This window comes from Burkholderia sp. BCC0405 (assembly GCF_902833075.1).
In the GTDB taxonomy this organism is placed as follows: domain Bacteria; phylum Pseudomonadota; class Gammaproteobacteria; order Burkholderiales; family Burkholderiaceae; genus Burkholderia.
Window position 1 is genome coordinate 15,620 of record NZ_CADFEO010000037.1, and the last position, 11,571, is coordinate 27,190.

General features: G+C 67.2%; 13 protein-coding genes. 11 read left to right on the plus strand and 2 right to left on the minus strand.

The window, feature by feature from the left end:
- The first annotated feature begins 63 nt into the window (after positions 1-63).
- The 11 genes from kdsD (at position 64) to HWX36_RS35600 (ending at position 9,295) form a co-directional block, all read left to right on the plus strand.
- On the plus strand, positions 64-1,047 hold the full coding sequence (gene kdsD / locus HWX36_RS35550; RefSeq protein ID WP_175958406.1) for an arabinose 5-phosphate isomerase KdsD: 984 nt from the start codon (positions 64-66) through the stop codon (positions 1,045-1,047).
- Positions 1,047-1,583 carry an HAD family hydrolase gene (locus HWX36_RS35555; RefSeq protein WP_175958407.1) on the plus strand — a complete coding sequence of 179 codons (537 nt, stop codon included), beginning with the start codon at positions 1,047-1,049 and terminating at the stop codon, positions 1,581-1,583. Before kdsD ends, HWX36_RS35555 begins: the two co-directional genes overlap by 1 nt.
- Before the next feature lie 3 nt (positions 1,584-1,586).
- Positions 1,587-2,201: an LPS export ABC transporter periplasmic protein LptC gene (gene lptC / locus HWX36_RS35560; protein ID WP_175958408.1), complete on the plus strand. Its 615-nt coding sequence runs from the start codon at positions 1,587-1,589 to the stop codon at positions 2,199-2,201.
- A gap of 20 nt (positions 2,202-2,221) precedes the next feature.
- On the plus strand, positions 2,222-2,887 hold the full coding sequence (gene lptA / locus HWX36_RS35565) for a lipopolysaccharide transport periplasmic protein LptA (RefSeq protein WP_175958409.1): 666 nt from the start codon (positions 2,222-2,224) through the stop codon (positions 2,885-2,887).
- Complete coding sequence (lptB, locus tag HWX36_RS35570) at positions 2,884-3,660, plus strand: LPS export ABC transporter ATP-binding protein (protein ID WP_175958410.1); 777 nt, start codon at positions 2,884-2,886, stop codon at positions 3,658-3,660. Before lptA ends, lptB begins: the two co-directional genes overlap by 4 nt.
- A gap of 158 nt (positions 3,661-3,818) precedes the next feature.
- Positions 3,819-5,324 carry an RNA polymerase factor sigma-54 gene (locus tag HWX36_RS35575; protein WP_175958411.1) on the plus strand — a complete coding sequence of 502 codons (1,506 nt, stop codon included), beginning with the start codon at positions 3,819-3,821 and terminating at the stop codon, positions 5,322-5,324.
- 157 nt (positions 5,325-5,481) lie between these two features.
- Complete coding sequence (gene raiA / locus HWX36_RS35580) at positions 5,482-5,841, plus strand: ribosome-associated translation inhibitor RaiA (protein ID WP_006477786.1); 360 nt, start codon at positions 5,482-5,484, stop codon at positions 5,839-5,841.
- 169 nt (positions 5,842-6,010) lie between these two features.
- A complete protein-coding gene (locus HWX36_RS35585; RefSeq protein ID WP_011353226.1) occupies positions 6,011-6,550 on the plus strand; it encodes a PTS sugar transporter subunit IIA in 540 nt (179 codons plus the stop codon).
- Positions 6,551-6,679: 129 nt separating this feature from the next.
- The gene (gene hprK, locus HWX36_RS35590) at positions 6,680-7,648 is read left to right on the plus strand and encodes an HPr(Ser) kinase/phosphatase (protein WP_011353227.1); all 969 of its coding nucleotides are present in this window, start codon (positions 6,680-6,682) and stop codon (positions 7,646-7,648) included.
- Between the two features lie 75 nt (positions 7,649-7,723).
- Positions 7,724-8,632: an RNase adapter RapZ gene (rapZ, locus tag HWX36_RS35595; RefSeq protein WP_175958412.1), complete on the plus strand. Its 909-nt coding sequence runs from the start codon at positions 7,724-7,726 to the stop codon at positions 8,630-8,632.
- Positions 8,633-8,659: 27 nt separating this feature from the next.
- The gene (locus HWX36_RS35600) at positions 8,660-9,295 is read left to right on the plus strand and encodes an LON peptidase substrate-binding domain-containing protein (RefSeq protein WP_175958413.1); all 636 of its coding nucleotides are present in this window, start codon (positions 8,660-8,662) and stop codon (positions 9,293-9,295) included.
- 197 nt (positions 9,296-9,492) lie between these two features.
- On the opposite strand, the gene mutY is transcribed toward HWX36_RS35600, so the two are convergent.
- Together mutY and mutM are read right to left on the minus strand one after the other, a co-directional pair.
- A complete protein-coding gene (mutY, locus tag HWX36_RS35605) occupies positions 9,493-10,599 on the minus strand; it encodes an A/G-specific adenine glycosylase (protein ID WP_175958414.1) in 1,107 nt (368 codons plus the stop codon).
- A gap of 24 nt (positions 10,600-10,623) precedes the next feature.
- Positions 10,624-11,451, minus strand: coding sequence for a bifunctional DNA-formamidopyrimidine glycosylase/DNA-(apurinic or apyrimidinic site) lyase (gene mutM / locus HWX36_RS35610; RefSeq protein WP_034189270.1), 828 nt, complete (start codon positions 11,449-11,451; stop codon positions 10,624-10,626).
- Positions 11,452-11,571: the final 120 nt, after the last annotated feature.

The following is an 11,571-nucleotide window of genomic DNA, read 5'->3' on the forward strand; positions in this document are numbered from 1 at the left end:
GGCGACATCGGACGAGTCCGATGGCCCGGCGCGGCGAACAAACGCCTTTGCTATACTCCGCGCATGATAGCGAAAATCAATGATGATCGGGCGCTCGCGCTCGCCCGCGACGTGCTCGACATCGAGGCGGACGCCGTGCGCGCGCTGCGCGACCAGCTCGACGGCGGCTTCGTCCAGGCCGTCGCGCTGCTGCTCGGCTGCCGCGGCCGTGTGGTGGTGTCCGGTATCGGCAAATCGGGGCATATCGCCCGCAAGATCGCGGCCACGCTGGCCAGTACCGGCACGCCGGCCTTCTTCGTCCACCCTGCCGAGGCGAGCCATGGCGACCTCGGGATGGTCACCTCCGACGACGTCTTCATCGGCATCTCCTATTCCGGCGAATCCGAAGAGCTCGTTGCGATCCTGCCGCTCGTGAAGCGGATCGGCGCGAAGCTGATCGCGATCACGGGCCGAGCGGACTCGAGCCTCGGCACGCTCGCCGACGTGAACCTGAACGCCGCGGTCTCGAAAGAGGCCTGCCCGATGAACCTCGCGCCCACGGCAAGCACGACCGCCGCGCTCGCGCTCGGCGACGCGCTCGCCGTGGCGGTGCTCGACGCGCGCGGCTTCGGCTCGGAAGATTTCGCACGCTCGCACCCGGGCGGCGCACTCGGCCGGCGCCTGCTCACCTACGTGCGCGACGTGATGCGCTCGGGCGACGACGTTCCGTCCGTCGGGCTCGACGCGACGCTGTCGGACGCCCTGTTCCAGATCACCGCGAAGCGCCTCGGCATGACGGCCGTGGTCGACGCCGACGGCAAGGTCGCGGGCATCTTCACGGACGGCGACCTGCGCCGCGTGCTCGCGCGCGACGGCGATTTCCGCACGCTGCCGATCACCGACGTGATGACGCGCAACCCGCGCACGGTTGCGCCGGATCACCTGGCGGTCGAGGCCGTGGAACTGATGGAGCGCTACCGGATCAACCAGATGCTGGTGGTCGATGCCGACGGCGTGCTGATCGGCGCGCTGAACATGCACGACCTGTTTTCGAAGAAGGTGATCTGATGAGCGCAGCGCTGACTGCGGCCGAACGCGCAAGCCGTGTGAAGCTGATGATTTTCGACGTCGACGGCGTACTGACCGACGGCGGCCTGCTGTTTACCGCGACCGGCGACACGATGAAGTCGTTCAATTCGCTCGACGGCCACGGCGTGAAGCTGCTCGGCGAAGCCGGCATCGCGACCGCGATCATCACGGGCCGCCGCTCGGAGATCGTCGCGGCGCGCGCGAAGGAAATGAAGATCGCGCACCTGTTCCAGGGCGTCGAGAACAAGCTGACCGTGTTCACCGACCTGATTGCCTCGCTCGGCCTCACCGCCGACCAGTGCGGCTACATGGGCGACGACTGGCCCGACCTGCCCGTGATGCTGCGCTGCGGCTTCGCGACCGCTCCCGCGAATGCGCACCCCGAAGTGATCGCCCGCGCGCACTGGGTGGCCGAGGCCCGCGGCGGCCACGGCGCCGTGCGCGAAGCTTGCGACGCGATCCTGCGCGCGCAGCGCCGCTACGACGCGCTGCTCGCGACCGCCTGCGGAGCCTGACGGATGAACAAGCATTTCCGCTGGACCCAGTTGCTGCCGCTCGCCGCGGTCGCCGCGCTCGCGGGCATCACGTGGTGGCTGCTGCAGGCGACTCTCCCGCCGCCGGGCGAAGGCGTCGCGCAGCCGAAGCGCCATACGCCCGACTATTTCGCGGACAACTTCTCGGTCACCGAGCTCGACCAGTCCGGCACGACCCAGTACCGGCTGACGGCCGCGAAGCTGATCCATTACGAAGACACCGAAAACAGCGACCTGGCCGATCCGGCCATGCGCGCATTCCAGCCCGGCAAGCCGGTCGTGACGACCACCGCGAAGCGCGGCACCGTCAACGGCGACGTGTCGATCGTCGACTTGTACGACGACGCACGCATCCTGCGCGCGGCCGGCGGCGGCGATCCGCAGATGCAGGCCGATTCCCAGCATTTCCGGATCTTCGTCAATGACGATGTGATCCAGACCGAAAAGCCGGTTAAACTTCAGCGCGGCCTGTCGCTCGTCAATGCGACCGACGGCATGAAGTACAACAACGTCACCCGGGTCATCGAGCTTTACGGCAACGTGCGCGGCACGATCGCCGCGGCGGACACGTCCGGCGGCTCGAAAGGTCAACCCAAGTGACGACTCCCTCACGTGACTGCATGAACGAACCGTTCCCTCGACATATTTCCGGCGGCGCTGCGCGCGCCGTCCGCGCCGCGCTTGCCGCGACGCTCGTGGCGCTCCCGCTGGTCGGGCTGGCGCCGCTCGCCCATGCCGAGAAGGCCGACCAGAACAAGCCGATCAACGTCGAGGCCGACAACCTGACCTATGACGACCTGAAGCAGGTCACGGTCGCGACCGGCAACGTCGTGATCACGAAGGGCACGATCATCATCAAGGGCGATCGCGTCGAAGTACGCCAGGACCCGGAAGGCTATCAGTACGCAACGTCGTTCGGCAGCGGCAAGAAGCACGCGACGTTCCGCCAGAAGCGCGAAGGCCTCGACGAGTACATCGACGGCGACGCCGAGCGCATCGACTACGACGGCAAGCAGGACCTGACCACGCTGACCACCGCCGCGACCGTGCGCCGCCTGCAGGGCACGTCGACGATCGCCGATACCGTGCACGGCAGCGTGATCACGTACGACGGCCAGCGCGACTTCTACACCGCGAAGGGCGGCAAGGACGTCGCCGCGCCGGGCAACCCGAACGGCCGCGTGCGCGCGATGCTGTCGCCGAAGAACGGCGGCCCCGCGCCGCTGAACGGCGCGCCTGCGAAGCTGTCGCCGTCGACCACGATCCAGGGGGCGCCGGGCCAATGAACGCGTTACCGAACCGCCAGCCGGCCGGCACCACGAGCTCGCTCGTCGTCCGCAACCTGAAGAAGCGCTACGGCTCGCGCACGGTCGTCAAGGACGTGTCGCTCGACGTGAAGAGCGGCGAAGTCGTCGGCCTGCTCGGCCCGAACGGCGCCGGCAAGACCACGTCGTTCTACATGATCGTCGGCCTCGTGCCGCTCGACGCGGGCGAGATCTCGCTGAACGGCAGCTCGATCAGCCTGCTGCCGATCCACAAGCGCGCGTCGCTCGGCCTGTCGTACCTGCCGCAGGAAGCGTCCGTGTTCCGCAAGCTGACCGTCGAGGAGAACATCCGCGCGGTGCTCGAGCTGCAGCACGACGAAAACGGCAAGCGGCTGTCGAAGGACGCGATCTCGTCGCGCGCCGAAGCGCTGCTCGACGAGCTGCAGATCGGCCACCTGCGCGAAAACCCCGCGCTGTCGCTGTCGGGCGGTGAGCGGCGCCGGGTCGAAATCGCGCGCGCGCTGGCAACCAACCCGAACTTCATCCTGCTCGACGAACCGTTCGCCGGCGTCGACCCGATCGCGGTGCTCGAGATCCAGAAGATCGTCAAGTTCCTGAAGCAGCGCAACATCGGCGTGCTGATTACCGATCACAACGTCCGCGAAACGCTCGGCATCTGCGACCACGCCTACATCATCAGCGACGGCTCGGTGCTCGCCGCCGGTGCACCAAGCGACATCATCGAAAACGAAAGCGTGCGCCGCGTATACCTCGGCGAACACTTCCGGATGTAACTCCTCCTCGTGGCTGGCTGCACCCCGCCCGGCGCTGCCGCGCGGGGCCGTGCCCCGGCCGCGGGCATGCCCGCGGCCGGGCGGCGCGCCGCGCGTAATCGCGGATGACTCAACGCGCCTGGGTCGTGGCAAACTGCCGGTATGACTCCCTCCTCGCCATGAAAGCCAGCCTTCAACTCCGCCTGTCGCAACATCTGGCGCTGACGCCCCAGCTACAGCAGTCGATCCGGCTCCTGCAGTTGTCGACGCTCGAACTGCAGCAGGAAGTCGCGATGGCCGTCGCGCAGAACCCGCTGCTCGAGAACGACGATGAATGGATCGCGAGCCCGCTGCGTGTCGCAGCGGACGGATCGCTGATCGCGCAGACGCCTCCCGCACAGAACACCGAGCCCGCTGCGACAAACAGCAGCAGTTCGTCGAGCGAGCGCGCCGAGCGCGACGAGCCGGCCGGCGCGGACGAATACGACGGTTACGCGTCCGGCGACGGCAACGACGGCCCGCAGTGGAACCTCGACGAATTCGGCCGCTCGAGCGGCGCGTCCGACGACGACGACCTCCCGCCGCTGCAGGTGCAGGAAGCGGCGACGTCGCTGCGCGACCACCTGTCGGCGCAGTTGCGCGTCACGCAGGCCAGCCCGCGCGATCGCGCGCTCGTGATGTTCCTGATCGAGTCGCTCGACGACGACGGCTACCTGACCGCCACGCTCGACGAAGTGCTCGCCGACCTGCCGCCCGAGCTGGAGATCGACTGCGACGAACTGAACGCGGCGCTCGCGCTGCTGCACAGCTTCGATCCGGCCGGGGTCGGTGCCCGCTCGGCATCCGAGTGCCTGAAGCTGCAGTTGCTGCGCCTCGATCCGTCCCCGACACGTACGCTCGCGCTCGAGATCGTGTCGCAGCATCTCGAACTGCTCGCCGCCCGCGACTTCACGCGGCTGCGCAAGCACCTGAAGGCGAGCGACGACGCGCTGCGCGACGCGCACACGCTGATCCGCTCGCTGGAGCCGTTCCCCGGCGCCGCGTACGGCAAGGCCGAGGCCGACTACGTCGTGCCCGACATCATCGTGAAGAAGGCCGGCCAGGGATGGCTCGCGGAGCTCAATCCGGAAGTCGTGCCGCGCCTGCGGATCAACAACCTCTACGCGAACATCCTGCGCAACAGCCGCGGCGATCCGTCGGCCGGTTCGCTCAAGCAGCAGCTCCAGGAAGCGCGCTGGCTGATCAAGAACATCCAGCAGCGATTCGACACGATCCTGCGTGTCGCGCAGGCGATTGTCGAGCGTCAAAAGAACTTCTTTGCGCACGGTGAAATTGCCATGCGCCCCTTGGTTTTGCGGGAAATTGCTGATACGCTGGGCCTACACGAGTCGACTGTCAGCCGTGTGACAACCGGGAAGTACATGCTGACCCCGTTCGGGACGCTTGAATTTAAGTACTTCTTCGGATCTCACGTTTCGACCGACACCGGTGGCGCCGCTTCGTCGACTGCCATCCGAGCCCTCATCAAGCAACTGATAGGAGCTGAAGACCCTAAATCGCCACTTTCGGACAGCCGCATTGCCGAGCTGCTGGCAGAACAAGGATTCGTGGTCGCGCGCCGCACGGTTGCGAAGTATCGCGAAGCCCTCAAGATCCCGGCAGTGAATCTGCGCAAGTCTCTTTAGCCTGCTGCCTGCCCGGCGGCAGGCGTGTTCCGGCCACCGCGCACACGGGGAACAGGCCGGGCGACCTGTCCACGATACGCCGCCTCGCGCGGCACGGGCAAGTCGACCGGAGCGCCGCCTCGATGCGGCCGGGTGGTCACTCGCTTGGAGAAGCACTATGAACCTGAAGATCAGTGGACATCATCTCGAAGTCACGCCTGCAATTCGCGAATACGTGATCACCAAGCTGGACCGGGTGCTACGGCATAGCGATCAGGTGATCGATGGCACTGTGATCCTCTCGGTCGACAACCACAAGGAAAAGGACAAGCAGCAGCGCGCGGAAATCAACCTGCACCTGAAGGGCAAGGACATCTTCGTCGAAAGCGCGAACGGCAACCTGTACGCAGCGATCGACCTGCTGATCGACAAGCTGGACCGCCAGGTCGTCAAGCACATGGAGCGTCTGCAAACGCACGCGCACGACCCGATCAAGCTTCAACCGTCGATCGACCAGATCGAACTGCCGCCGCAGTAACCTGCACCGCAACACACACGTCGCCCGGTTCGCCGGGCGTTTTTTTTGCGACTCCGCGCCCGTGGTGCAACCGGTCCGCCCGCGCTGCGCCACGCACGCGGCTGTGCTCTATAATGTTCCGGTTATCGCCGGGGGGCGCTGGATGCGGTAGCTGCCTTGCAGGTCGCCGATGCCGAACGCCTTGATATCGCCGAACATGGATAATCAGTCTGCCGCCGCAAGGAGACCCCAGGCCGCCCAATCGCCTGCCAACATGAATCGCCTAGCCAAAATCCTGCCCATAGAGAACGTCGTCATCGACCTCTCAGTCACCAGCAAGAAACGCGTGTTCGAACAAGCAGGGCTGATGTTCGAGAATCAGAACGGCATCGCCCGCAGCACCGTCACCGATAACCTGTTCGCGCGCGAGCGCCTCGGCTCGACCGGGCTCGGCGAAGGCGTCGCGATTCCGCACGGGCGCATCAAGGGCCTCAAGCACCCGCTCGCCGCGTTCGTCCGGCTCGCCGATGCGATTCCGTTCGAAGCCCCCGACGGCCAGCCGGTCGGCCTCCTGATTTTCCTGCTCGTGCCCGAGCAAGCCACCCAGCAGCACCTCGAGATCCTGTCGGAAATCGCGCAACTGCTGTCCGATCGCGACGCGCGCGAGCGTCTGCACAACGAAACGGATATCGCCGAGTTGCATCGCCTGCTCACTCAGTGGCAACCTTGAGTTGATCCGGGTGGAATATTTTCCCGTACGCGGCGGCACACGCCGCCGTTCAGGACCGCCCGGCGCCGGCCCGGCATGGCGACGTCCGTCGCCACGCGCACGCACCGGCCCATTGGAGTGACGAGAGTCATGGATACGTCCAGCATCAACGCCCAGAGCATCTTCGACGACAACGCGGCCACGCTGAAACTGAGCTGGCTGACGGGGCATGAAGGCTGGGAGCGCGGCTTTTCAGCCGACACCGTCGGCAATGCAACCTCGAGCGCCGACCTCGTCGGTCACCTGAACCTGATCCACCCGAACCGGATCCAGGTGCTCGGCGAAGCCGAAATCGACTACTACCAGCGGCAGACCGACGAAGACCGCTCGCGCCACATGGCCGAGCTGATCGCACTCGAACCGCCGTTCCTCGTTGTCGCCGGCGGCGCCGCGGCGCCCCCCGAACTCGTGCTGCGCTGCACGCGATCGTCGACTCCGCTGTTCACGACACCGATGTCGGCCGCCGCGGTGATCGACAGCCTGCGGCTCTACATGTCGCGCATCCTCGCGCCGCGCGCGACGCTGCACGGGGTGTTCATCGACATCCTCGGGATGGGCGTGCTGCTGACCGGCGATTCGGGTCTCGGCAAGAGCGAGCTCGGCCTCGAGCTGATCAGCCGCGGCCACGGCCTCGTGGCCGACGACGCGGTCGATTTCGTCAGACTTGGCCCCGATTTCGTCGAAGGGCGCTGCCCGCCGCTGCTGCAGAACCTGCTCGAAGTGCGCGGCCTCGGCCTGCTCGACATCAAGACGATCTTCGGCGAAACCGCCGTGCGGCGGAAAATGAAGCTGAAGCTGATCGTCCAGCTCGTGCGGCGCCCCGACGGCGAATTCCAGCGCCTGCCGCTCGAAAGCCAGACCGTCGACGTGCTCGGCTTGCCGATCAGCAAGGTCACGATCCAGGTCGCGGCCGGCCGCAACCTCGCGGTGCTCGTCGAGGCGGCCGTCCGGAACACGATCCTGCAGTTGCGCGGAATCGACACACTGCGCGATTTCATGGATCGGCAACGACTCGCGATGCAAGATCCCGACAGTCAGTTCCCCGGCAAACTGGTGTAACCCGCACGCGCCGGCCACGCAACGCCGACGCGTCGAGCCGGTGCTATGATGAAACGTCAGGATTCTCTGCTTCCCATGCGCATCGTCCTCATCACCGGCATCTCCGGCTCAGGCAAGTCCGTCGCGCTGAACGCGCTCGAAGACGCAGGCTATTACTGCGTCGACAACCTGCCGCCGCACGTGCTCCCCGAACTCGCCCGCTACCTCGCCGAGGAAGGGCAGCACCGGCTCGCGGTCGCGATCGACGCGCGCTCGAGCGCGTCGCTCGACGAAATGCCCGGCCTGATCCGCGATCTGTCGCGCGAGCACGACGTGCGCGTGCTGTTCCTCAACGCGAGCACCCAGGCGCTGATCCAGCGCTTCTCCGAGACGCGCCGCCGCCACCCGCTGTCCGGCTCGCTGTCGCACGATGCGGACGTCGGCCTGCTGTCGTCGCTCGAGGAAGCGATCGAGCGCGAGCGCCACCTCGTCGCGCCGCTCGCCGAGTTCGGCCACCAGATCGACACGAGCACGCTGCGCGCGAACGTGCTGCGCACGTGGGTCAAGCGCTTCATCGAGCAGAAGAACAACGACCTGATGGTGATGTTCGAGTCGTTCGGCTTCAAGCGCGGCGTGCCGCTCGACGCCGACCTGATGTTCGACGTGCGCGCGCTGCCGAATCCGTACTACGACCACGAGTTGCGCCCGCTCACCGGGCTCGACCAGCCGGTCATCGCCTTTCTCGACGCACTGCCGATCGTCCACCAGATGATCGACGACATCCATGCGTTCCTGATGAAATGGCTGCCGCACTTCCGCGATGACAACCGCAGCTACCTGACCGTCGCCATCGGCTGCACGGGCGGGCAGCATCGGTCGGTGTTCATCGCGGAAACGCTCGCCGCGCGCCTTGCGCACGAGGCGAACGTGATCGTGCGGCATCGTGATGCGCCAGTGGATGTCGACGCATCGTCGCGGCTCGTCTCCGAGGTCGACCGACCCTAGCGACGCCCGTCCCTTCACCCGCGCGCCATGTCCTCCCTATCGACCACCCTGATCGACCTGCCGCTGTTTCCGCTGCACACAGTGCTGTTTCCGGGGGGGCTGCTCCCGCTCAAGGTGTTCGAGGCACGCTATCTCGACATGTCCCGCGCGTGCCTGCGCGACAACGCACCGTTCGGCGTGTGCCTGCTGAAGAGCGGGCCGGAAGTCGCGCAGGACGGCGCGGTGTCGGTGCCCGAGACCATCGGCTGCATGGCGCGCATCACCGAGTGCGATACCGGTGAATTCGGCATGCTGTACCTGCAGGCGGTCGGCACGCAGCGTTTCGAGCTGCTGTCGTATCGCGTCGAAAGCAACGGGCTGCTGGTCGGCATCGCGGAGCCGCTACCCGACGACATCCCGCTCGAAGGCGAGCAGGCGCTCGCGCAGTTCGGCTCGTGCGCCGAGGTGCTCGAGCGCATCATCGACGCACTGAAGAAGTCCGATCCGGAGAAAATGCCGTTCGGCGAACCGTTCCGCCTCGACGATCCGACCTGGGTATCGAACCGTCTCGCGGAACTGCTGCCGCTCGACCTGCGCGCGCGGCAGAAGCTGATGGAGTTTCCGGACGTCGGCGCGCGCATCGACGCCGTGCACCACGTGCTCGACCGGCACGGCTGGCTGTAAGCGCCTCCGGACCGGTCGCTTCGCGCCACGCGTCCCGAGAGACGCGGCCCGGCGCTCACTCGAGCGCCCCCCGAACCTGCCGCTTCGTGCGAGCCCCTGCGCCGACGAAATCATTCCCCGTGGGAACGCCCTTCGCAGCGGAAAACCCGGGGCGACCCGGCATTTTCGTGATAGCGCGAACCGCCGCTCTCGTCTCGTTAAAGTAGCGGCCCGCTCAGTGCATCGAGCAGCTTGCGCACCGGCGCCGGCACCCCGTACGCATCGAGCCGGCTGAGCGGCACCCAGGCGGTGTCCGCATCCCGCGCGCCCGCAGGCAGGCCTCCACCGTCGGCCATGTCGCTCAACCGCGGCTCGATCTCGAGCCGGAAATGCGTGAACGTATGCGTAAGCGGCGCGAGCGGTACCGTGCCGCCGCCGCCGAAGCCGCGTGCGAGTGCCGCGAGCGCGGCGTCGCCGTCCGCTTGCGGCAGGCTCCATAGCCCGCCCCAGATGCCGGTCGGCGGCCGCCGCTCGAGCAGCACGGCGTCGCCGTCGCGCAGCACGAGCATCCAGGTCTTGCGCGTCGGCACGGCCTTCTTCGGCCGCGCGGCCGGCAGTTCGCGCTGGCGGCCGGTCGATTGCGCGACGCAGTCGCCCGCGAACGGGCAGCGCGTGCAATCGGGCTTGCCACGCATGCACAGCGTCGCGCCGAGATCCATCAGCCCCTGCGTATACGCGCTCACGTCGGCCGCGTTCGCGGCGTCCGGCAACAGCGATTCGGCGAGCGCCCACATGTCGTTCTCGACGCGCTTCTCGCCCGGGAAGCCCTCGACGCCGAACACCCGCGCAAGCACGCGCTTCACGTTGCCGTCGAGGATCGTTGCGCGCGCGCCGTACGCAAACGACGCGATCGCCGCGGCCGTCGAACGGCCGATGCCCGGCAGTTCGGCCAGCGCGTCGGGCGTCGCCGGAAACGCACCGCCGTGCTCGGCGACGACGACCTGCGCGCAGCGGTGCAGGTTGCGCGCGCGCGAGTAGTAGCCGAGCCCCGCCCAGAGCGCCATCACGTCGTCGGTCGGCGCGGCCGCGAGCGCGGCGACGTCAGGGTAACGTTCCAGAAAGCGCGTGTAATACGGGATGACGGTCGATACCTGCGTCTGCTGCAGCATGATTTCCGACAGCCAGATCCGGTACGGATCACGGGTGTTCTGCCACGGCAGGTCGTGGCGGCCATGCTCGCGCTGCCACGCGACCAGGCGCGTGGCGAACGTGCGATGCAGCGGCGTGACGGGGAACGGAGCGGGGGCGATGCGGGGCGGCTTCAAGTTATCTGATCGTGGAAAAAGGTTTCAACGCTGGCAGGTCGGGCAGAAATAGGTCGACCGCTGACCTTGCACGATCTGGCGGATCGGCGTGCCGCATACGCGGCATGGCTGGCCCGCACGGTCGTAGACGAAGCAGTCGAGCTGGAAATAGCCGCTTTCGCCGTTGCTGCCGACAAAATCGCGCAATGTGCTGCCGCCGCGCTCGATCGCATCGGCAAGCGTCGCGCGCACTGCGTCGGCCAGCCGCTCGTAGCGCGGCAGCGACACCTTGCCGGCGGCCGTCGTCGGCCGGATGCCGGCGCGAAACAGGCTCTCCGACGCATAGATGTTGCCGACGCCGACGACCATGTCGCCCGCGAGCAGCGCCTGCTTGACCGACACGGTACGGCCGCGCGTGCGCGCGTGCAGGAGCGCGCCGGTAAACGCCGGCGAGAACGGCTCGACGCCGAGGCTCGCGAGGAGCGGATGCGCATGGACGTCACCTGCTTCGCGCGGGTGCCACAGTACCGCACCGAAGCGGCGCGGATCACGGAACCGCAGCACGAATTCGTCGAAGATCCAGTCGATGTGGTCATGCTTCGCGGCGACCGGCACGCCCGCCGCGGGCAGCACGCGCAGCGTGCCCGTCATGCCGAGATGGACGATGAACCAGCCCGCGTCGACCTCGAACAGCAGGTACTTGCCGCGACGCTCGACGGCGAGCACCTCGCGCGCGCGCAACTGCTCGGCGAGCCCGGCCGGCACGGGCCAGCGCAGCATCTCGGTACGGACGTCGACACGCTCGACGCGGCGGCCCGCGACAAAGGGCTCGATGCCCCGGCGCGTGACTTCGACTTCTGGCAACTCTGGCATGTTTTGCGGGTCTGAGACTAGGGTCTGTTTACATATGGAACGCTCATGCGTTGCCACGAGAACGGCCGCTCGCCGCGTTGCGCGCGACGCCGCGAATACTCACGTATTCGCAAGAAGCGC